This window comes from Micromonospora sp. NPDC050397 (assembly GCF_044901685.1).
Taxonomy (GTDB): Bacteria; Actinomycetota; Actinomycetes; order Mycobacteriales; family Micromonosporaceae; genus Micromonospora_G.
In genome coordinates this window covers 131,707-152,760 of sequence record NZ_JBJDPS010000007.1, presented here as the reverse complement: position 1 = coordinate 152,760, position 21,054 = coordinate 131,707, and the positions used below count along the sequence as shown (strand labels likewise).

21 protein-coding genes are annotated in these 21,054 nt (G+C 67.4%); 10 read left to right on the top strand and 11 right to left on the bottom strand.

The window, feature by feature from the left end:
• The first annotated feature begins 166 nt into the window (after positions 1-166).
• A complete protein-coding gene (locus ACI2K4_RS23815; protein ID WP_404514258.1) occupies positions 167-3,532 on the top strand; it encodes a glycosyl hydrolase family 95 catalytic domain-containing protein in 3,366 nt (1,121 codons plus the stop codon).
• A 100-nt stretch (positions 3,533-3,632) separates the two neighbouring features.
• Here ACI2K4_RS23815 and ACI2K4_RS23810 read toward each other — a convergent pair whose 3' ends face one another.
• Positions 3,633-4,061 (bottom strand): hypothetical protein, encoded by a 429-nt coding sequence (locus tag ACI2K4_RS23810; protein WP_404514257.1) that lies wholly within the window; start codon positions 4,059-4,061, stop codon positions 3,633-3,635.
• A 1,044-nt stretch (positions 4,062-5,105) separates the two neighbouring features.
• Between ACI2K4_RS23810 and ACI2K4_RS23805 the strand changes: the two genes are divergently transcribed.
• Together ACI2K4_RS23805 and ACI2K4_RS23800 are read left to right on the top strand one after the other, a co-directional pair.
• The gene (locus tag ACI2K4_RS23805) at positions 5,106-5,663 is read left to right on the top strand and encodes a hypothetical protein (RefSeq protein WP_404514255.1); all 558 of its coding nucleotides are present in this window, start codon (positions 5,106-5,108) and stop codon (positions 5,661-5,663) included.
• Complete coding sequence (locus ACI2K4_RS23800) at positions 5,660-6,724, top strand: hypothetical protein (RefSeq protein WP_404514254.1); 1,065 nt, start codon at positions 5,660-5,662, stop codon at positions 6,722-6,724. Before ACI2K4_RS23805 ends, ACI2K4_RS23800 begins: the two co-directional genes overlap by 4 nt.
• Positions 6,725-6,854: 130 nt before the next feature.
• Here ACI2K4_RS23800 and ACI2K4_RS23795 read toward each other — a convergent pair whose 3' ends face one another.
• Positions 6,855-7,220, bottom strand: a complete 366-nt coding sequence (locus ACI2K4_RS23795; RefSeq protein ID WP_404514253.1) for a hypothetical protein — start codon at positions 7,218-7,220, stop codon at positions 6,855-6,857.
• Positions 7,220-7,960 carry a GntR family transcriptional regulator gene (locus tag ACI2K4_RS23790; protein ID WP_404514251.1) on the bottom strand — a complete coding sequence of 247 codons (741 nt, stop codon included), beginning with the start codon at positions 7,958-7,960 and terminating at the stop codon, positions 7,220-7,222. Before ACI2K4_RS23790 ends, ACI2K4_RS23795 begins: the two co-directional genes overlap by 1 nt.
• A gap of 1,025 nt (positions 7,961-8,985) precedes the next feature.
• On the opposite strand from ACI2K4_RS23790, the gene ACI2K4_RS23785 reads away from it, so the two are divergent.
• The 3 genes from ACI2K4_RS23785 to ACI2K4_RS23775 all read left to right on the top strand — a co-directional run bounded on the left by ACI2K4_RS23785 (position 8,986) and on the right by ACI2K4_RS23775 (position 10,350).
• Positions 8,986-9,171 (top strand): hypothetical protein, encoded by a 186-nt coding sequence (locus ACI2K4_RS23785; RefSeq protein WP_404514249.1) that lies wholly within the window; start codon positions 8,986-8,988, stop codon positions 9,169-9,171.
• Between the two features lie 137 nt (positions 9,172-9,308).
• Complete coding sequence (locus tag ACI2K4_RS23780) at positions 9,309-9,575, top strand: hypothetical protein (protein WP_404514247.1); 267 nt, start codon at positions 9,309-9,311, stop codon at positions 9,573-9,575.
• Between the two features lie 37 nt (positions 9,576-9,612).
• Positions 9,613-10,350, top strand: a complete 738-nt coding sequence (locus ACI2K4_RS23775) for a VOC family protein (RefSeq protein WP_404514245.1) — start codon at positions 9,613-9,615, stop codon at positions 10,348-10,350.
• Between the two features lie 107 nt (positions 10,351-10,457).
• On the opposite strand, the gene ACI2K4_RS23770 is transcribed toward ACI2K4_RS23775, so the two are convergent.
• The 3 genes from ACI2K4_RS23770 to ACI2K4_RS23760 all read right to left on the bottom strand — a co-directional run bounded on the left by ACI2K4_RS23770 (position 10,458) and on the right by ACI2K4_RS23760 (position 12,228).
• Positions 10,458-10,784, bottom strand: a complete 327-nt coding sequence (locus ACI2K4_RS23770; RefSeq protein ID WP_404514244.1) for a hypothetical protein — start codon at positions 10,782-10,784, stop codon at positions 10,458-10,460.
• Positions 10,785-10,927: 143 nt separating this feature from the next.
• Positions 10,928-11,605, bottom strand: a complete 678-nt coding sequence (locus tag ACI2K4_RS23765; RefSeq protein WP_404514243.1) for a DUF4328 domain-containing protein — start codon at positions 11,603-11,605, stop codon at positions 10,928-10,930.
• Positions 11,606-11,841: 236 nt separating this feature from the next.
• Positions 11,842-12,228 carry a MerR family transcriptional regulator gene (locus ACI2K4_RS23760; RefSeq protein WP_404514242.1) on the bottom strand — a complete coding sequence of 129 codons (387 nt, stop codon included), beginning with the start codon at positions 12,226-12,228 and terminating at the stop codon, positions 11,842-11,844.
• A gap of 163 nt (positions 12,229-12,391) precedes the next feature.
• Between ACI2K4_RS23760 and ACI2K4_RS23755 the strand changes: the two genes are divergently transcribed.
• The gene (locus tag ACI2K4_RS23755) at positions 12,392-13,336 is read left to right on the top strand and encodes an oxidoreductase (RefSeq protein ID WP_404514241.1); all 945 of its coding nucleotides are present in this window, start codon (positions 12,392-12,394) and stop codon (positions 13,334-13,336) included.
• Between the two features lie 54 nt (positions 13,337-13,390).
• Here ACI2K4_RS23755 and ACI2K4_RS23750 read toward each other — a convergent pair whose 3' ends face one another.
• Positions 13,391-13,804: a hypothetical protein gene (locus ACI2K4_RS23750; RefSeq protein ID WP_404514240.1), complete on the bottom strand. Its 414-nt coding sequence runs from the start codon at positions 13,802-13,804 to the stop codon at positions 13,391-13,393.
• Positions 13,805-13,961: 157 nt separating this feature from the next.
• On the opposite strand from ACI2K4_RS23750, the gene ACI2K4_RS23745 reads away from it, so the two are divergent.
• Complete coding sequence (locus tag ACI2K4_RS23745) at positions 13,962-14,615, top strand: heme oxygenase (biliverdin-producing) (protein ID WP_404514238.1); 654 nt, start codon at positions 13,962-13,964, stop codon at positions 14,613-14,615.
• A 159-nt stretch (positions 14,616-14,774) separates the two neighbouring features.
• Here the strand turns inward: ACI2K4_RS23745 and ACI2K4_RS23740 are convergent, their stop codons facing one another.
• The 3 genes from ACI2K4_RS23740 to def all read right to left on the bottom strand — a co-directional run bounded on the left by ACI2K4_RS23740 (position 14,775) and on the right by def (position 17,518).
• Positions 14,775-15,359 carry a GNAT family N-acetyltransferase gene (locus ACI2K4_RS23740; RefSeq protein WP_404514236.1) on the bottom strand — a complete coding sequence of 195 codons (585 nt, stop codon included), beginning with the start codon at positions 15,357-15,359 and terminating at the stop codon, positions 14,775-14,777.
• A gap of 128 nt (positions 15,360-15,487) precedes the next feature.
• Positions 15,488-16,486, bottom strand: coding sequence for a glycoside hydrolase family 11 protein (locus ACI2K4_RS23735; protein ID WP_404514235.1), 999 nt, complete (start codon positions 16,484-16,486; stop codon positions 15,488-15,490).
• 486 nt (positions 16,487-16,972) lie between these two features.
• A complete protein-coding gene (gene def, locus ACI2K4_RS23730) occupies positions 16,973-17,518 on the bottom strand; it encodes a peptide deformylase (protein ID WP_404514233.1) in 546 nt (181 codons plus the stop codon).
• 120 nt (positions 17,519-17,638) lie between these two features.
• Between def and ACI2K4_RS23725 the strand changes: the two genes are divergently transcribed.
• Entirely contained in the window at positions 17,639-19,408 is a 1,770-nt protein-coding gene (locus tag ACI2K4_RS23725) for a CocE/NonD family hydrolase (protein ID WP_404514232.1), read from the top strand.
• 10 nt (positions 19,409-19,418) lie between these two features.
• Complete coding sequence (locus tag ACI2K4_RS23720) at positions 19,419-19,898, top strand: molybdenum cofactor biosysynthesis protein (RefSeq protein WP_404514231.1); 480 nt, start codon at positions 19,419-19,421, stop codon at positions 19,896-19,898.
• A 30-nt stretch (positions 19,899-19,928) separates the two neighbouring features.
• Here the strand turns inward: ACI2K4_RS23720 and ACI2K4_RS23715 are convergent, their stop codons facing one another.
• A complete protein-coding gene (locus tag ACI2K4_RS23715) occupies positions 19,929-21,008 on the bottom strand; it encodes an aldo/keto reductase (RefSeq protein ID WP_404514229.1) in 1,080 nt (359 codons plus the stop codon).
• Positions 21,009-21,054: the final 46 nt, after the last annotated feature.

The following is a 21,054-nucleotide window of genomic DNA, read 5'->3' as shown; positions in this document are numbered from 1 at the left end:
GCCGATTAAACATCCGATGCCTCTTGGCACCGTACTGCCATTAGTCCGTTTTTATCCAACGAATCATGGCCACCACCCCCGTGCACCTCGGATGATTCCGGAGGAACTGTTGAGCCCCCAAGCACCACCACCCGCCCAACCGTCATCGACGCGAAGAAGGCGACTCGTGCCCCGTACCCTGCTCGCGGGTGTGCTGGCGGCGGCGGTCGCCGTACCCGTGCCCGCCTTTGCCGGGCCGACGCCGCTGGCTGCCCCGGAGACCGGCCCCGCCGCGGCCGGCGCCGACCCGCTGACCCTCTGGTACGACGAACCGGCCGCCGACTGGGAAACCCAGGCGCTGCCGATCGGCAACGGCGCGCTCGGCGGCATGATTTTCGGCCGGGTCGCGAACGAGACCGTGCAGTTCAACGAGAAGACACTCTGGACCGGCGGCCCGGGTGCACCCGGCTACAACTTCGGCAACTGGACCTCGCCCCGGCCCAACGCCATCGCCGACATCCAGGCACTGATCAACCAGAACGGCCGGATCACCCCGCAGGAGGTGGCGAACCGGCTCGGCCAGCCCAAGAGCAGCTTCGGTTCCTACCAGACCTTCGGTGACCTGTCGCTGCGGCTGACCCAGGACCCGGGCGCGGTGCAGGAGTACCGCCGCGAGCTGAACATCGGCAACGCGCTGGCCAAGGTCTCCTACGTGGACGAGGGCGTCCGCTACACCCGCGAGTACTTCGCCAGCAACCCGGACAACGTGCTGGTGGTCCGGCTCAGCGCCGACCAGCCCGGCAAGGTCGGCTTCACCGCCGGGGTGACCGCGCCGAACAACCGCTCGAAGTCGACCACCGCCAGCGGCGGCCGGATCACCTTCGCCGGCACCCTGAACGACAACAAGCTCAAGTACGAGTCGCAGATCCAGGTCGTCAACGACGGCGGGACGCGTACCGACGGCACCGACGGCACGGTCACCGTGGCCGGCGCGAACTCGGCCACCCTGGTCCTCGCCGCCGGCACCGACTACGCCGGCCGCTACCCCACCTACCGGGGCACCGACCCGCACGCCGCCGTCACGGGCAGGGTCGACACCGCCTCGGCGAAGTCGTTCGGCGACCTGCTCGCCGCGCACGAGGCCGACTACCGGGCACTCTTCGACCGGGTCGACCTCGACCTCGGCCAGGTCATGCCGAACATCCCCACCGACGACCTGCTGCGCGGCTACGACAAGGGCAACAACGCCGCCGACCGGGCGCTGGAACACCTCTTCTTCCAGTACGGCCGCTACCTGCTGGTCGCCTCGTCCCGGGGCGGCTCGCTGCCGGCGAACCTCCAGGGCGTCTGGAACAACTCGACCAGCCCGCCGTGGGACGCCGACTACCACGTCAACATCAACCTCCAGATGAACTACTGGCCGGCGGAGGTCACCAACCTCTCCGAGACCACCGCGCCGCTGTTCGACTACGTCGACTCGATGGTGGCGCCGGGCAAGGTCACCGCCCAGCAGATCTACGGCAATCGGGGCTGGGTGGTCAACAACGAGACGAACCCGTGGGGCTTCACCGGGCTGCACAACTACCCGCAGTCGTTCTGGTTCCCGGAGGCGGGTGCCTGGCTGGCCCAGCACTACTACCAGCACTACGAGTTCACCCAGGACACGCAGTTCCTTCGTGACCGGGCCTACCCGCTGATGAAGGAGCTGGCCCAGTTCTGGATGGACGAGCTGATTGTCGACCCGCGCGACGGCAAGCTGGTCGTCTCCCCCAGCTACTCCCCGGAGAACGGTGACTTCACCGCCGGTGCTTCCATGTCGCAGCAGATCGTCTGGGACCTGTTCACCAACACCATCGAGGCCGCCGGCATCCTCGGCGGCGACGGCACGTTCCGCAACGAGGTCAAGGCCGCGCTGGCCAACCTCGACCCGGGCATCCGGGTCGGCTCGTGGGGCCAGCTCCAGGAGTGGAAGCTCGACCTGGACAGCCCGACCGACACCCACCGGCACGTGTCACACCTGTTCGCCCTGCACCCGGGCTCGCAGATCTCCCCGACCAAGAACCCGGAGATCGCGGCGGCGGCCGAGGTGTCGCTGAACGCCCGTGGCGACGGCGGCACCGGCTGGAGCAAGGCCTGGAAAATCAACTTCTGGGCCCGGCTGCTCGACGGCGACCACTCGCACAAGATGCTCAGCGAGCAGCTCAAGGGCAGCACGCTGAACAACCTCTGGGACACCCACCCGCCGTTCCAGATCGACGGCAACTTCGGTGCCACCTCCGGCATCGCCGAGATGCTGTTGCAGAGCCAGACCGGTGAGATCCAGGTCCTGCCGGCACTGCCGAGCAAGTGGGCCAACGGCTCCGTCAGCGGGCTGCGGGCCCAGGGCGACAACACCGTGGACGTACGCTGGTCCAGCGGTGCCGCCGACGAGATCAAGGTGACCGCCGGCCGCAACGGCAACGTCAGCCTGCGCAACTCGATGTTCACCGGCCCGTACCAGATCGTCGACGCGGCCAGCGGACGGAAGATCACCACGACCGGTGGCGGCGAGAAGGTCACCTTCGAGGTCAAGAAGGGCCACACGTACGTCGCCACCGCCCAGGTCGACCTGGCGATCACCGCCCCGGCCACCCTGGAGGTCGGCCAGACCGCGCAGGTCACCGTCGCGGTCAAGGCCACCGGTACGACCACCGTGCCGGCCTCGACGGTCAAGCTCGCCGTGCCGGAGGGCTGGACCGTGCGGCCCGGCCAGCTCAACACGCCGAAGCTGCGCCCGGGAGACTCCCAGGTCTACGCCTTCACCGTCGCCCCGACCCGGGACGCCGAACCGGGCGCCTCACGGTTGGAAGCACGACTGATCAACGACGACTGGCGGGCCACCGCCAGCACCAGCATCGCCCTGCCGGTCCCGCCGCCGTGCGCCGTGCCGAACCCGGCACACCCGCTCGTCGCCTGGGACCCGACCTCCGGCGACACCATCGCGGACCGCTCCCCCAACGGGCGCACCGCGACGGTCCAGACCGGAGCCGCGTACGTCAACGCCGGCCCCACCGGCAGCGCGCTGGCGCTCAACGGGACACGCTACCTGCGTACCACCCCGACCACGCTGGGATACCTGAACACGGCCACCTTCGCGGCCGAGGTGAAGGTGACGACAACCGGCAGCTACCGCCGGCTGTTCGACTTCCAGCCGGGCGGCAACCCGGGCACCGACGGGGTGCTGATCGACCTGACGCCGAGCAACCAGCTCCGCTTCATCGGCGCCGGCAACGGCGTGACCAGCACCGCGACCCTGCCCACCAACCGTTTCATCGACCTGGTGATCACTATGGCCGACGACGGTGCGATCACGGTCTACGTCGACGGCCAGGTCGCCGGCACGGCCAAGGTCCCGGACGGCGGCATCATCGGCTGTGCCACCCGGGAACTGCGCTTCGCCGCAGACCAGGACGGCGGCCAGCGCCTGACCGGCGAACTCGACCGGGTCGCCATCTTCCCCACGGCACTCCCCGCTGACCAGATCGTCGGCTGGCAGGCCCGCGCCTTCGGCTAAACAGCACCACCAGCAGTACGCACACAGGGCTCCTGTCGACTCCCGTACCCGGGAGTCGACAGGAGCCCTCACTGCGTAGAGAGCTAGGAGCCGGCGGGGCTCAGCAGACACCGCCGTAGATGGTCACCCAGCTATCCCAGTCCCAGTTCTCGCCCGCCTCGGTCAGCACCTCGCGAACCGCGATCATCGACGTGGTGTCGCCGTCACCGTTCCAGGTCATCCGGTTCTCGGCGAGGTAGCCACTGGCGTCGAGCTGTTCGTAGCGCTCGCCACCGAATCCGCAGTCGTAGACGACCCAGACTTCGAGTCGGGCCCCGTGACTGTCGGACGCGGAGTCCCTGATGTTGCCCGTGAGTGTCCAACGGCCGTCGGACCGCGTGCCGACGGTTCCCCAGGCGTGCGCGCCCACCATGTCGGCCGGCGTGTACTGAAGGTTCCAGCTCGTCGCGGCCTGGGCGGGCGCGGCCCCGACACCCAACGCCAGGGCGACGCCAACCCCCAGACTGATCAAACCATTACGCAGACGCATAGCACTTCCCCGCTTTCCAATTAACTGCAACGTTTGTTCGCTCCACGACCGGCGATAGGCATTCAACCGGCCGCCGTGATGACACTTACCTCATGAGCGCACGCCGATATAACCCTCCTGACTCCGAATAGGTGAATGAAAAAGGAAAGCCAAGCCCACCATTAAGGACAGCCGCCGCGCGAGCAGCCGACAATCCCCAATGGACAGGCGGGCGGACTCCACTTCATCCTTGAGCCACCGGTTGGTTGACTCCCGTTCACAAAGTCTCTTTGGTCAGGCCATCGAAGGTCAACACCGTCACCTGGTTCTGCACCTTCATGCAACGAGGCTCCGGAAAGGCGATCGGCCATAGCGGACCAGCACTCACCACAGTGCACTTTGCTGAGCCGGTTTGAGCAGCCGCGTCACCAGCACGGATTGCGGGAACGGGCCGACGGCGTACTGGACCGCGTGCCCCGCCGAGACCGATCGCAGCCGACTCTGCCCCCTCAACAGCCGTCTGAAGGGCCCCGCTCAGACGGCGCCAGTAAGGGCCTGACCAGCGCCACGAGCCCTGCCACGACACTTCATCGACCTGCCAAGGGTCCGACGCCGGCGCCATCACCGTCTACGTCGAGGGCACCGGTACACAATGGTCCAGGTCGCCGTCTGGTGAACCGACGCCACCGGAAACCACCACCAGCAGTGCGCGCAGGATTCACGACGACACCGGCGCCGGCAGGAGCCTCACCGCACGTAGCGCAACAAGTTGGTTGGCGCTTGAAGCGGCATGGCCCGCGACAGACAGCGGCCGCGACAGCCCATCCGTTGCCCCGCGCCTCGATGCTCCCATACGGCCAGCAAGACGACGCGCTTCAGGCACGGCTGTCACTTATCGGACAATACCTGGGCGAGCACAGGCGCCAGCCTGGTCGTATTTAGCACAAATCGAGGACCGAACACAGCACTGGAACACGAACCTGGCTCCGGCAGTATGTCGATCTTGAATCTGTCGGTATGGTATGTCGGCAATTGGAGTCGGAGCATCCGAAGGGATATATACTGATGGCTGATCCCCTTCTTGGGCATACGCCAGCTCCCGCCGGGCCCCCGCAAATACCTATCGAGGATGCGGCAAAGTCACCGATCGGCCTGCAGGCAGCAACACGGGTCAGCAAGATCATAGATGTCACGGCTGTCGTGGTGGCGCCAATTTTAGTGCCGGCGTTCGTTCTCGCAACGGTTCGCTTTAGCCCGGAAAGAGCATTTATTTCAGGCTTCACCTTGAGTGACATCGCATTCAGCATCGTGTCCGTAGCTTTTGCAGCCCTAACGCGAGCATTAACCGGGAGAGGCGAATCTTGGAAGCTTGTCGCGATGATTGGGATCTTCGTCATCGTCTTCGAGACGGCAATTGCGGTCAGTCGAGACACCATGATCGAGTCCGATAACCTGCTGATGAAAGCCACTCAATGTCAGGCAGGATGCGACCTGATCGCGCTTCATAGCGTCGCAACTCAAATTACCGCAAATGCTCCACCGACCCTGCTATGGATGACGTCAACCTTCCTAGGTGCATTACTTTGCTCAATCTCGGTCTACGCAATATTGAGCGAATCATGAACGCATTCGGCTCCGACAATAAGCCCACCCGAAGTGCCTTCGATTTGATCTTGGTAACTTCGCAGGCAATCTTTGCAATCTCCTCTCTTTTGGCATTAGCCCTAACCCTCACGGATCGCATCTCGCTAGATTCAGGTACTGGCACGGCACTCATGCTCGCAATTTTCTCGGCCCTATATTTCTTATTCTTCTTCCAATTCATCCGATACACTCGCCGCATCAGGCACTATAAGTTCCGCCTCGCCGTGACAGGACTCCCCCAGGCAGGAAAAACGGTATTCAGTATTCTCATATTTGATGCCCTTATGAACGGACGAGCACCCGGCGTTGACTTCAGCGCGGAGTCGCGTGCCGTCATCGCGGTCTATCAAGCGATTCGCAACCTACCAGCAGGCATCTGGCCACGGTCGACATCAACCGGCAACGTCTCCTTGTATGAAGGCACCATAAACGCGAAGCGAACAAAAATCGACCTTGAGGTGGGTGACTCGGCTGGCGAATACTGGCTGGACTTCAGCGACGAGGAGCAGCGGAACCCGGGTTACCTTGAGTATGTCATTTCGGCACACGGCATCGCCCATGTTATACCCTTTGACCACTTAATGGAGAGAGACGACAGGGAGACAATTTCACGCGAAGTAGACGACTTGCGACTTGTTGCCCGCCTGAAACAACAAATCAGAGGTGGAACATCAGCAGTGCCTCTACTGATCGTTCTATCCAAAGTTGATTTAGTGGTACCAATGTCATCGCTTACCAAGGATGACACCGACCTTTTTCGGATTGTACAGGAGGAAGACCTTCCATCCCTTGGAATTCTTCAAGCGATGCCCGAGCCACTTCGAGAAAGCACCCTCACAAGACTAAGCACTTTGTCACGCCAATTGAATCGCGACTTCACGGGGGTCCATTTCATCTTCTCATCAGCCCCCGCCATCGCGGAGGGCAGACTCCACGTAGATCGTTATAGCGGAAACATGATTAGCTGGATCCTAGACGAAGCCCGGAGGCCCGCACGCGCCGGAAGGTCGCCGATCGAGACGTTGTTAGGGGTTCGATAAACCGCCTAACGCGTCACAGCGCGGGGACGCTCCGCGACAGTCACTGAAGACTCTTACCCTGACATAACACCCAGCCCGATGCCCAATAGGTTGGCGGTCACCCAGATGTTGTAGTTCCGAACAGGAAGAATCAGCTTGTATAGAGAGCCCACGGGCCCATCGGCTCAACAGTGCGGATCTCGTAGATGCTCCCTGCAGCCAGAAACAGTTCGCCGCCACTCAACAGAAACCGGGAAACGTATTGGGCGTCCTGGGCGTCTACGAGGCGATACTCATGGTCGCCGAACAGGTCGTTATGGACTCGCCAGCCGGTGCCGTCGTGCTCTAGGCGGTACGTCTCGCCTCGGAGCATCCAGTGACGGAAGATCCCGTCGTTCCGAAGGGGCACTCCGACCGGCTGGTACATGGTGCGGGCGGGCATGTCGGTGCGGTACTCGTGGTCGTAGATCGAAATCTCCTCGACTGCTAGCACGCCCAGCATGGTCTGCGTAGTCATCACGCCGTCCCTTCGTAGATGATTTCGTTGCGGTCGCCGGGTAGCGCGGTGACCGATACCGCTACGACCCGGCCGTCTTCGGCCCTGCGAACCCTCGTGTGTTCGGTGACCGCCACACCGGGGTCAAGGCCGAACAGGTCAAGCTCGGCAGCGGTTGGCGGCCGGGACCTCAGGGTGTCGCGCCAGGTCCGCCACCCATGCCCGGCCGCCTCCAGGACGGCATAGGTGCCCGGCAGGACATCGGCTGGCAGCTCGATCACCGTCCCAGCCACCAAGCAGCGCGGGTAGTAGCTGTCCGACGTTGTGTGAAGTTGTCGATCGACGTACCGCAGTCGCCTGCGAACGGTCACCGGTTCACCTTCGGGCACTTCGAGGAAGGCGGCGATCCGGCCGGAAGCGAGGATCGTCTCGGTGGTGATGACCTCGTTCGGCTCGCGTCCCTGGGATCGGATCCCGTTGGACCAGGTGTCGGCCGGAGACTGGTCGGTGCGCGTGTTGCGTTCTGGCGTAGAGGCGACCCAGTCGAGCGTTCGCTGGTCGCGAGTGGACCATCCCTGGCCCTGGGTCGAGACGATGAGCCCTTCCCTGGCAAGGGTTTGCAGGGCGGTCCTGACGGTCTGCCGTGACACCTTGTAGCGCTTGGTGAGGTCATGTTCGCTGGGCAGCTTCTGTCCGGCTGGCATCTGAACAAGATCGCGTCGCAGGTCATCCGCGACGCGGCTGAACAGGGTGACGGTCATCAGAGCTTCCGATCCGGTCGTCCTGTACGAACAACAATACGTACGGTGATGGCCTTGTGGCTGCGCTCACACCAATCCTAACCTCAAGTTACGTCTTGTCCGACAAGTTGTCACGGCGGACAGGACACAAAGGGGTGTTGGATTCTCGGCTCCATCAGCTTCGAGCCCACGCGGTCGCGGCACCCCTACCCAGTCCGGATGCGGTGACCTGGCCTACCCCGTTGCGTCAGGTCACCGCATCCGCCAGAGCGGGTGCGGCGGTCGGTGAGGGGAAGCGAGTCCCGGCCGCCGCGCCTCCATCGCAAAGGGGCGACGGATGGCGTACGAGCAGGTCAGGCAGGCACACCAGGGACGCCCCACAGGACAGCGGGTATCGGTCCACGCCCCCGGACGGTCCTGAATGGCCAGATGGCGGTGGTTCAGCGATCCCTACCAGCCGGATGACGACGGCATCGGCCCCGCAACTCAGTATCCGGAGCGAGCCGGCTATCAACACCAGGAGCTCAAAGCGACTCCAGGACCGGCGCCGTCTGCCGAAGGGCAGCCGACAGTGCCAGCAAATCCCGAGGACGTGACGCTGGCGCGACTCCGCAGCAATCGGGGCTGCCGGTTCCGCCTCGGGAACGGTCGACGGTCGTGACCACGCCCGCAGGGCTGCCACAGGTGCCCGTTGGCACCGCACTTCGTCTTGAGCCCGGCGAATGGTCGCACTGCCGGGATCTTCCACCGAGCGCAGCCGTGGTGGTCGTCGTCGCACGGGTGCATCTCAAGAGGCTGCATATTCGGTCGGACGAGGTGTGGGTGACCGGGCACGCGCCGGAGTGCGCATGGGAGTCGTCCGACTGCTCCACCCCATGCCTCGAACTCCTGGTTCGGGTGACCGCGATCGTCCGCCAAACGGCGACGCAACTGAACAGCGCAAACGAGCCATTAGACCTAGTGACCGAGGAGGAGCAGGGGTGAGTACGCATAATCCGGTGGCGCGTACCTGGGTTTGCTCGGGGTGTGGGGGTGACTGGCCGTGCGTGACGCGACGGCGGGAGCTGCGGGCCGAGTTCGCTGGCAGTCGGGTGTCGCTCGGGCTCTACCTGGCGCAGTTCTTCGTTGTCGCGGCCGAGGATCTGCGGCACGTGCCGAGCGGCTGGCTGCACAACCGCTTCGTCGGCTGGATCCGCTCCGACGAGCGGGGCGGCTCCGTACACCGCTGTTGATGTTCTGGTCAGCTCGTACGAGCTGGCGAAGGCCCACTCCCCGACCCCGGCGGACGCTGTCCCACCTGCGGCGAGCAGACCGAATGTTGGGTACGCATCTCACCCGAGGGACCGGGCTTCCTCATCCCGCTGCCCTGATGAGGTTCGGCCCGCCCCTGCCCGAGCCCGGCGACGTGCTCCTGATCGGCGAACGCGCCAGCGTCCAGTTTGCCGGGGACCGGGCGCTGATCCTCCGCCTCATCTCCCGCTCCCGGGAGCCGACCTGCGACGGCTGGATCTGGCTCACCGGCTATGTCCTCGACGAACGCGGAAACGCCACCACCAAACGCGAGGTGTACGTCCAACTCGACGGCCTCCGTCCCGCACCTACCCGTCACACCAAACCGCCCCGACGCCGCCGCTGACCACGTCCGTTACGGACGAGCGCATAGGATCGCCGGCATGGCGCTGCGACCCGTGCAGGTGAACATCAAGGCGCTCGATCATTCGGCGGTTGGCCGGTTCTGGGCGGAGGCGCTCGGGTGGACCGTCTTCAGCCGCCTGACCACCTATGTTGCCCCCGGTCGCGACTTTGTCTGGCCGGACCCGGTCACCGTGTGCGTCGACGTTGTCCCCGTTCCGGAACCCAAGACGACGACGAAGAACCGGGTGCACCTCGATCTCGCCAGCGCCTCTGCGACCCACCGGGCGGAGTTGGTCGCGCGCCTCCAGGCTCTCGGTGCGACGCCGGCCGACGTGGGCCAGGGCAGGGTGCCGTGGACGGTGCTTGCCGACCCGGAAGGCAACGAGTTCTGCGTGCTGGAGCCTCGGGAACGCTACCGGGACACCGGGCCGATCGCGCGGATGGTGGTCGACTCCGCCGACCCGCAGGCCATGGCTCGCTTCTGGGGTGAGGCGTTGGACTGGACCCTGCACGAGATGGCCGACGATCGTGCGGTGCTGCGCTCGGCAATGGGCGTCGGCCCGTACCTGGAGTTCCTCCGCACCCCGGACATGAAGACTGTGCCCGACCGCGTCCATCTTGACCTGCTGCCGTACCCCGGTGACGACAGGGCGGCGGAGGTGGCCCGGCTGCGGACCCTCGGTGCCACTGACCTCGACCTCGGCCAGGGCGACGTCCCGTGGACGTGCCTGGCCGACCCGGAGGGCCACGAGTTCTGCGTCCTCGCCCTCTCCTGAGGCGACCAGCCTGGGTGAGCGTTGATCCGAAGGCCAGAAACCTCCGGATCAACGCTCACCGCAGAACAATGCACGCCGGGTCCGACCAGCGACGGGTGTCCGGTCGCTCAGAGGAACCACATCTCGCCGTACGCCCCCGGGGCGATGTGTACGTTCCCACCGAACTTCGTGCAGTAGGCGTACGACCACGCGGACCCGGTGATCGTCGGACCGATCGCGTACCTGCCGTTGGTGCAGAGAACCCTGGCGTAGTAGCGGGTGGCCGAGTCACCACCTATGCAGCGGGCGCCGTAGGTGTTCTGGTCCTGCCAGTGCTGTGGCCCGCAGAAGGCGGCACTGGCCTGGGTGGCAGCCTGCGCCGACACGGCCGGAGCGCCGAGCGCCAGGACGGCGCCGAGCGCGATTCCTGCGGCGACCTTACGCATGATGTGCATGGAGCTACTCCTATCGGCCGTTTCTCTGCCGGGTGTCAGTGCCCTACTCGGCGGAGACAGGTTGACTGGGCGCCCATGAGTCTCGACGCCCGACCTTGGCCACTCCTGCGGCAAACCTTGAATCGACTGGTCGCGGCGATGACTCAGGCGGTGGTCATCGGCATGCCGGGCATCACCGGGGCAGCCTGGGTGCCGCGCCCGATCCGGGTCTCCTGGGCCGCCGACACCCGCGTGATCAGCAGGATCAGGGCCGCGCCGGCCACCGCGCCGAGCAGCGCCACCAGCAGGTTCGGTCCGGTGGCGGCGGAGTAGTAGTCGACGTACGCCTGGTAGTCGCTCTCGTCGGCGAGTTCGGTCGGGAGCGCCTCCCAGTTCCCGGTGTCGTCCAGCGTCGCCGCCTGACCGACAAACAGGTAGAGCAGCCAGCCACCGAACCAGATGCGTACCAGGGCGGGCGTGGTCGAGCGCCACAGGCTGTCCCGGGCGATGCCCGCCATCAGGCGTGCCGGCATGAAGAGGTTCGCGATCGGCACCAGCCAACCGGCGATCGCCCAGCCCTTGCCCAGCGTTGTCGTGGCGCCCGGAAAGGCGTCCAGGTTAGCCCGCGCCCGGTAGCCCCAGACGATGACAAGCACCCCGGCGGCGGCGAACGGAACGAGGTACGCCAACTGGGCGAGGGCTTCGACGAGGGACGCGGCGTTGATCACGTCGGGGTCGAGTTCGCGTTTTGCGCGTTCGGCCATCGCACCACCGACGAGCGGCCAGAAGGCGAGCAGTACGTCGAGCAGTACCACGAGTCCGACCAGGATCGCCGCTGCCATTCCGACACCCCGCACGGCGTACGTTCGCGCCCCGGGGACGATTGCCGGCGCACCTGTCGGGGTGGCACAGACTCCACACTCCAGGCTCGTCGGTGTCGTTTCGGCGTGGCAGGTCTGACAATGCATGCAGTTTCCTCCGTTGTGGTTGGCCGCGTCAGCGTACGGAGCGGCGTACGCCGCCGCGACCCCATTCCGCGAGCCAAGGTCCTAGGCCGACCACGGGCTGAGTGTGTCCCTCAGTTGGACGACTCCGTGGTGACGCAGGGCTCTTCCCAGGCGCTGAGGTAGTTCCTGATCGCCTGGCGGTTGCGTTGCAGGACGTCGATGCGCCGCTCGATGCTGGCGAGTTGGCGGCGCAGCCCGTCCAGGTCCTGGGGGGTCGGACACTCGCGCGGGTCCGGCGGTCGCTCGGCGCCGAGGCAGGGCAGGACCTCGCGGATCATGTCCGTGGTCAGGCCGGCTTCGAGCAGTTCGCGGATCTGTAGCACCCGTTCGATGGCCGGCTCCCCGTACGACCGGTAGCCGTTGGGCGACCGGAACGGGTGCAGGATGCCGACCTGCTCGTAGTAGCGCAGCAGCCGGGGGGCGACTCCGGTCCGCTCCGCCAGGTCTCCGATCTTCATCCGACGCCCACTCTCCTGTCGTGATCCGGGACGGCCGGTCCCGCCTTCGCTTGACCTTGACATTAATGGCAAGGTTTACGGTTTGCCAACTCGCCGCGGTCGATATCTGCCGACCGCAGGTCACGAGCCGGACATCAGTCACGAAATCAGGAGGGGTGCCACGATGAATTGCAGCACGTCCACCGCGCCGGGTTGGACCGCCGATCGGATGACCAGCCAGCAGGGGCGCACCTTCGTGGTGACCGGGGCGACCAGCGGCCTCGGGCTGGTGACCGCACGGGAGTTGGCCGCACACGGGGCGCGGGTGCTGCTCGCGGTGCGCGACGTCGCCGGTGGGGAGGCGGTCGCGTCGTCGCTACGTCGGGCGCATCCCGGCGCGGAGGTCGAGGTACGTCACGTCGACCTCCTGGACCTGGACTCGATCCGCCGGGCCGCCGAGCGGATCGGGCAGGAGGCGGCTGTCGACGTACTGGTGAACAACGCCGGGATCTCGGCGGTCGGGCACTCCGTCACGCCACAGGGTGCCGAACACCACCTGATGGCGAACCATCTCGGTCACTTCGCACTGACGGCGTTGCTGGAGCCGGCGATGCGTCGGTCGGACGCGCCCAGGGTCGTCACCGTGACGTCGTACCTGCACGCCCAGGGCGAGCTGGATCTGGACGACCTAACCTGGCAACGGCGCAAGTACGCGCCGCTCGCCGCCTACTCGGCCTCGAAGCTGGCGAACGCGGTGTTCGGGGTGGAGCTTGCCCGGCGGGAGGAGAGGTCGCCGAGGCCGATCAAGAGCGTCATCGCCCACCCCGGCTACAGCAACACCCCGATGCAGAAGAAGGGGACCGGGCTGATGGGCGTCGCCATGCGGATTTCCGGCAACCTCTTCGCGCAGGACGTGGAGATGGGGGCACTCCCCCAGCTCTTCGCCGCCACCGAAGCCAACCTGCCGGCCGGGGCGTACGTCGGTCCGGACGGCAAGGGCGGGCGCTCCGGATACCCGCGCCTCGCGACGCTGTCGCCCGAGGCGCAGGACCCCGACCTCGGGCGTGGACTCTGGGCCCGATCCGAGGAGATCACCGGCGTCCGGTGGTCGAGTGCCCCGATCCGTTGACCCTCAGTCGTCGTTGACCCTCAGTCGTCGTTGACCCTCAGTCGTCGTTGACCCTCAGTCGTCGTCGACCTGGGCGAGGACAACCTCGTCGGGGACGTACCCCTGGACGGAGAGGGTGAACTTGGCGACGTCGTCCACGGTGTCGGCGTCCGGGATGTTGTGCACCGAGTAGGGCCGTGGGGTGCTCCAGTTCGTCGGGGTGAAGACGATCACCACCGGAGGACTGGCCCAGGTGCCGCTGCCCCGGATCCCGACGCCGAGAAACAGCGTGCTGCTCGGCGCGTGGCTCAGCCGTACGGTGAACGACGCGCTCGTCCCCTCGGGAACCAGGATCGTGTCCGGCTCGGCGATCACCGAGGGCGGGTCCGCCGCCGCTCCGGCCGCCGAGCCCGGCACGGCGACCGTCGCGACGGCGAGGGCTAACGCGCCGAGCATCGTGGAACACGTACGCGCAACAGTGGCCACCATCCACCTCCATCGATATATTGCTCGCTTCGACAGGGTTTCACGGATGGTGGTTGATCGGAACAGGCCGACCCCGCGCCCCTCGACGGGAGCACCCTCAGATCTTGACTTAGGTAAGCCTTAGTTGGACCATGGCTGCACGCGCTACCCGGGAGGCAGCATGTCGACACCCCCCTTCTCGTCGGTCCTTCGTACGGCCAGCCAGGGTCCTCATGACCAGGTCAACAGCGCGGCGTTCATGACCGATCTGCTCGGTGGCCGCGTCGGGGTGGACGCCTACGCTCGTTACACGGAGCAACTGCTGTTCGTGTACCGCGCCCTGGAGGACGCCGCCGTCACACTGGAGCGGGACCCGGTCGCCGGCCCGTTCCTCCGCCCCGAGCTGATGCGGGTGGGTGAACTGGAGCGCGACCTCGCGTACCTGTTGGGGGAAGGCTGGCGCGACCGGGTCGCGCCGTTGCCGGCGACCCTGCGGTACACCGCCCGGATCAACGAGGTCGCCGCGACCTGGCCCGCCGGGTACGTGGCGCACCACTACACCCGGTACATGGGCGACCTGGCCGGTGGGCAGGTGATCCGAAGCATCGCGGAGAAGAGCTGGGGCCTGGCGCGCAAGGGCGACGGGGTACGTTTCTACGTCTTCGAGGGCATCGCCAATCCCGCTTCCTTCAAGCGCGAGTACCGGGCGCTGCTCGACGCCCTGCCGGTGGACGAGTTGGAGAAGCGCCGGGTGGTGGAGGAGTGTCGCGCCGCGTTCGCCCTCAACGGCGCCGTCTTCACCGAACTCGGGGCCATCTTCCCGCTGAGCGCCTGACGCCAGCAGGTCAACGGGTGAGCGGGTCAACGGGTGAGCCGCGGCCGGAGTGGTGAGACGGAAAGTTTCTACATGGAAAAACGTGTGCGTACATGTTTTTCCATGTAGGAATTTTCCGAATCACCGAGGTGGCACGGTCCGTGGCGCCGCGTCACCGCGTCATTCAGGTGCCTGATCTTCCCTCCGCCACGACTGTCCCGCGGCGACCTCGTAGATGATTTCCAGTCCGTCCTCGTCGTCCCACTGCTCCCCGATCCGGCGGAAGCCGTACTGCGACGCCAAGCGGTAGGAGGGCAGGTTGTCGGGTCGGATGCTGACTCGCACGATGGCTACCTCGGGCTCCTCGGCAGCCCGCTTGAGCAGGGCTTCGAGCGCGGCGCGGGCGTAACCGAGGCGGCGGTGTGCCGGGTCGACCGCGTACCCGATCTCCACCATGCCCGCCGGGTCCGGCGGCCCGTGGTAGCCGGCCCGGCCGACGGCGATCCGTCGGCGCTCGTCCCAGATGATGCCGGTGACCCAGGCCGCGCTGGCCGGATCCTCCACGGCCTGGCGGCTGCGCATACGCCACGTTCCCTGGCACTCGGGACCGGCCAGGTACGCCGACAGGGGCACCGGGCTGCTCCCGTTGGCCTCGCCCAGGTCACCCGCGGCGAGGGCTCGGAACACCGGGCCGTCGAGGTGCACGATGCGGATGTCCGGCGGTGGCGGGCGCGTGGTGCCACCGTACTGCTGCTGATCATTCACCCGGTAGAGCATCCTCGGTCCGGCGGGCCGGCAAAAGCGGTTTACAGCGGGCCCGGACCGTGCCGCCGTGCCGCCGTGACGCGGCGGCCGGATCGCCGCCGCGCCACGGGTGGGGCTTGCGCCGAGGGTCAGCTCGCGCTGCAGGAGACGCTCGGCCAGGTCCAGTTGCCGTTGGCCTGGATGGTGACACCCCAGTTGTTGCCGTTGCCGTTGGGCCGGGCGGTCAGCACCTGGGCGCTGGGGTAGCTGGCGCTGATGTTCCAGGTGGACATGATTCGCGCCGGCGAGGGCACGTTCATCGTCACGGTCCAGTTGCTGGAGCCGGAGACCGCGACGTTGAGGTTGTAGCGGTCGCTCCACTGCTGGCCGGCGGAGAGGGTCGCGGTGCAGCCACCGCCGCCACCGCCGCCTCCACCCCCGCCACCGCCGCCGCCACCGGAGCCGCCGACGGTGATGTTGGAGTTTCCGCTGCTCTGGTACCCCTCGGTCGCCATGATCATGTAGTTGTGGTTGCCGAGGCTCATCCCGTTACGGGCCCAGGCGTCGAAGTGGTTGCCGCTGGTGATGGTGCCACCGGTCTTCTTCGACTGCCGGACGCTCCAGTACTGGTAGAACGTCGCGGTGCCGATGATCGAGGGCTGGTTGACCCGCTGCGTCTGGTAGATGTCGTACGTGCCGCCGTCGCTGGTGACCGTGCCCTTGTACGTTCCGGTCGGCCGGTACGTCCCCCAGTTGTCGACGATGTAGTACTCGATCAGCGGGTTCGTGGTCCACCCGTAGAGGGTCAGGTAGGCGTTGCCGGACGGGTTGAAGCTGCCCGAGTAGGTCACGCTCCTGCGCCCGCCGGTGCTCCAGCCCTTACCGGCGACGAAGTTCCCGGTGTTGCTCCACGAGGTGCTGTAGTTGCCGCCGGAACCCAACTCCATCGAGACCGACCCCTGACGATCGGTCCAGAACGAGTAGAAGTAGCCGTTGTTGGTGCCGGTCTGGTTCGAGGTGATGGCGGCGTACGCGACGCCGGGCAGCAGTGCCGTGGCGGCGGTGAGCGCGACCGCGCAGGCCGCGCCGACGAGCAGCCTGAGCCGGCCGCGCCGGTGCGTCTTGGCAGGGACGGGGGTGTCGTTCATCTGCGTGCTTCCTCCTCGTGAGGGCTGGCGGGGAGGCCAGGGCAGCGTGTTACGGCCCGACAGGGCTCAGCGGTGGTGGCCAGGTGGTGGTCACCGCACGTCGCGCCGTACCACGCGGTGGGGTGGCCGGTCGTCGTGCGGTCGACGGCCGGAGGAGCAGGTCGCGGTGCGTGATTTCAATCGACAACGGTTGATGCCGATCGATGGCGCCAGTATCGGTACGGCATCGATTGCTTGTCAACACTTTCCGGAAATCTTTCGGTAACCTTCCGTTGACACCGGGCCCGTCTGGCGAGGCGTTTGGCCTGCCTGTCATCTCGCGGTGGCGACGCGCAGGAGGAGCTGGCAACGGAAACGCGCGCACGACGATCAGGACTCGTGCCTGGGATGTCGAAAGTTCCGGCCGTCTTTCGGGGCGCGCCGGCTACCTGGGCCGGATGAATTGGCGGGCCCGGCGGGCGTCGGCCGCCGGGCTCCGTCCGGCGGTCAGTGCGGGCTGACCTTGACGACGGGTTCCCGGCCCTCGTACCCGTCGAACCAGGTCGCGGCGCTCAGTGTCGCCATGATGCGGCGCTGCCCCTCGGGGTCCTGCCGGTCCAGGAAGAGCACACCGTCGAGATGGTCGGTCTCGTGCTGGACGCAACGCGAGAGCAGCCCCGCGCCGACGATCTGCACCGGGTCGCCGTGGAAGTTGAACCCGGTGGCGACCACGTTCATCCGACGCTTGGTGTCGAGGTAGACGCCCGGGATGGAGAGGCAGCCCTCGATGCCGTCCTGCTCCTCGTCGTCCGGGAAGGTGATCGTCGGGTTGACGAGGTGGTCGAGCGTGCCGTCGGAGAGGTCGGGGTGGATGGCGAAGACCCGCAGGCCGACACCGATCTGGGGCGCGGCCAGGCCGGCACCTCGGCCGTTGGCGAGCGTCTCCCGCAGATCCTTGACCAGTTGGCGCAGTTCCGCGTCGAACGTCTCGACCGGCTTCGCCGGCTCGCGCAGGACGGGGTCACCGACAAATCGGAGCGGTATCACTGTCACACCCCATTAAACGCAGACGCCCCGCCGCGTTTCAGCCGGGGTGGGCACCGTCACGGTCCCGGCTGGCCACGAATTCTCGTACGACGTACGATAAGTCTCCTCGACACCGAGGAGGCCCCCATGACCGAGCCCGCCACCCGCCTCTCCCCCGGTCGGCTACCCCGGCACATCCGGCTGATGCGCCGCCTCAACCGGCGCGGGGTTGGCCCGCACGAGGTCGGCTACACCGGGCGGATCACCGTGCCGGCGGCCGACGGCACGCCACTGCTCGCCGACCACTACCAGCCACTCGGCCCGGGCGAGTTCCCGACACTGCTGGTCCGGACGCCGTACGGTCGCGGTTTTCCCTTCGCCTCACTGTTCGGCTTCGCGTACGCGGCGCACGGCTTCCACGTCGTCATCCAGAGTTGCCGGGGCACCGGCGGATCGGGCGGCGAGTTCCGTTGGTGGCTCGACGAGCCCTCGGACGGGTTGGCCTCGGTGGCCTGGCTGCGCGAGCAACCCTGGTTCACCGGTGACCTCGGCATGGTCGGGCTGAGCTACCTCGGCTACGTGCAGTGGGCGATGGCGCTCGACCCGCCACCGGAGCTGCGCGCCCTCGTCGTCCAGGTGGCCGCGCACGACCCGTACGCGACGGTCTACCCGGGTGGGGCGTTCGCGCTGGAGAACTCGCTGATCGCCTCGGTCGCCGTGGTGCACCAGGGCCGGGGCGCGCTGCGCTTCGCCCGGGCGGTGATCCGGCTACAGCGCCGGCTGTCCCGCATCACCCGGTCACTGCCGCTCGCCGACGCGTACGTGCCGGGCGTGGGACAGCGGGTGCCGTACATCGACGGGCTGTTGGGGAACCCCGACCGCGACGCCCCGTTCTGGGACGGCATGGACATCGGCGCGGCGGCCGACCGGCTCCGGGTGCCGACCAAGGTGATCGCCGGCTGGCACGACCTGCTCCTCGACCAGAACCTCCAGCAGTACGCCCGGCTGCGCGCGGCCGGTTGCCCCACCTCACTGCTCGTCGGCCCGTGGACGCACACCTCGATGTTGGAGGCGGACGGCCCGATGGTGCTGGACGAGAGCGTCGCCTGGCTGCGTGCGCACATCACCGGCGACCGGTCCGCACCGCCCGGCTCACCGGTACGGGTCCACGTCGGCGGCGCCGACGAGTGGCGCGACCTGGCCGACTGGCCGCCTCCCTCGGTGACCCGGCCGCTCTACCCGCACCCCGACGAGGGGCAGCCGGTCGCCGGGGTGGCCAAGCTCGGGGCCGACGCGAACACGCGGCCCACCGCCGGACAGCCCGGCGGCTCGGGCCAGGTTGGTGGCCGGCTGGAGGACGAGCCGCCGGGGGCATCCCGGCCGGTCGGCGGGTTCCGCTACGACCCGGCCGACCCGACGCCCTCGGTCGGTGGGCCGCTGCTCTCCCGCACCGCCGGGGTACGCGACAACACCGCGCTCGAAGCCCGCCCCGACGTGCTCACCTTCACCACCGGCGCGCTGACCGAACCACTGGAGGTGATCGGGGCGGTGAGCGCCCGGCTGCGGGTGTCGGCGAAGGCGGGCGGCAACGTCGACCTCTTCGCCCGGCTCTGTGACGTGGACAAGACCGGTCGCTCCCGCAACGTCTGCGACGGCCTGCTCCGGCTGCCGGCGTTCACCGGCGACGAACCGGTCGAGGTCACGGTGGCGATGTCCGCGACGGCGTACCGGTTCCGTCCCGGGCACCGGGTGCGGTTGCAGGTCAGTGGCGGCGCCCATCCCCGATTCGCCCGCAACACCGGCAGCGGCGAGCCGGCGGCGACCGCGACCCGGCTGGTCGCCACCGACGTCACCATCCACCCGGGATCGGTGCTCTGGCTGCCCCAGGTGCCCTGGCCAGGCGTTCGGGGTTCGTAGACTCGCTGTCATGCCGGAAATCGTCCAATTGTTGGCCTCCCCCGTGCACCGCTACCAGGGACGCCCGAGCGACGGTCCGGCGCCTGCCCCACCCGGTGAGCTGGTGGGGCAGGTCCGGATCCGGGAAGGGCTCGGCATCGTCGGCGACCGTTACTTCGCGAAGCCGGCGCACCGGGACGCGAGCATCACCGTGATGGCGCGGGAGTCGTTGCCGCCCGACGCCGACCTGGTGCAGCTCAGACGGAACATTCTCGTCTCCGGGATCCCGGTCGACGACCTGGTCGGCTCCGTGCTGACCCTGGACTCGGGCGACGGCCCGGTGAGCCTACGGGTGAACCGGCGGGCGCACCCGTGCGCGTGGATGGACGTGACCGTCGCTCCCGGCACGTGGCGGGCTCTGCGTGGCCGTGGCGGCGTACGCTGCACCCCGCTCAACGACGGCACGCTGCGTCTGGGTCCGGTCGTCGTCACGATCGAACCGGCGGGGTGACCCGGCCGGCACTCGGTAACCCGCCGGCACTCAGTAGCGGGTCGCGTCCTGGAGCAGCGGCGGGTAGACCACCGAGGAGCGCCCGTCGACGGTGGTGCCGGCGAACTGGAGCATCGGGCCGACCTGCTGGTTGAGGTCGTACGGGTAGTTGAGCGTCGGTGCCGACACCTCGTCCAGGGTCGCGAGCTGCGCGGCGGTGAGCGTCAGGTCGAGGGCGGCGAGGTTGGCGTCGAGGTGCCCGACCCGGCGTGGGCCGAGGATCGGCGCGGTGACGGCGGGGCGGCTGCGCAGCCACGCCAGGGCGACGGCGGCCGGCGCGGCCCCGACCTCCTCGGCGACGGTGGTCAGCGCGTCGATGACCGGGTACTGGGCGTCGCTCGGGCCGCCGGTGATCTGCCCGCGCAAGGTGTCCTGGGCCTCGGCGCCACGGCGGTACTTGCCGGAGAGGAATCCGCCGGCCAGCGGGCTCCACGGCAGGACGCCCATGCCGGCGTCGAGAGCCAGCGGGACCAGTTCGCCCTCGACCGTACGGGCGAGCATCGAGTATTCGACCTGGAGCGCGATGACCGGCGTCCAGGCCCGCAGCAGCGCGAGGGTGTTCGCCTGCGCGGTGTACCAGGCGGGCGTGTTCGAGAACCCGACGTAGCGGATCTTGCCCGCCGTCACCAGCTCGTCCAGGGTGCGCATGGTCTCCTCGACCGGCGTGTGCGCGTCCCAGTTGTGCAGCCAGTACAGGTCGACGTAGTCGGTCCCCAGCCGGCGCAGCGACTGCTCCAGTTGCGAGACGATCGCCTTCCGCCCGGCGCCGCCACCGTTCGGGTCACCCGGGTACATGTTGCCGAAGAACTTGGTGCCGAGCACGACCCGGTCGCGCAGTCCGGGGCGGGCGGCGAAGAAGTCGCCGAGGATCTTCTCCGAGTGGCCGTTGGTGTAGAAGTTGGCGGTGTCGATGAAGTTGCCGCCCCGGTCGAGGTAGCTCCGCAGGATCAGCTCGGACTCCTCGGCGCCGCAGCCCCAGCCACCCTCCTCGCCGAAGTTCATCGCGCCCAGGCAGAACGGGCTGACCCGCAGCCCGGAACGGCCCAGGGTGAGGTAGGAATCGAGTGCCATCTGGGTACTCTCCGCGTTCGTTCAAGTGGGAATGTGACCCTCTAAT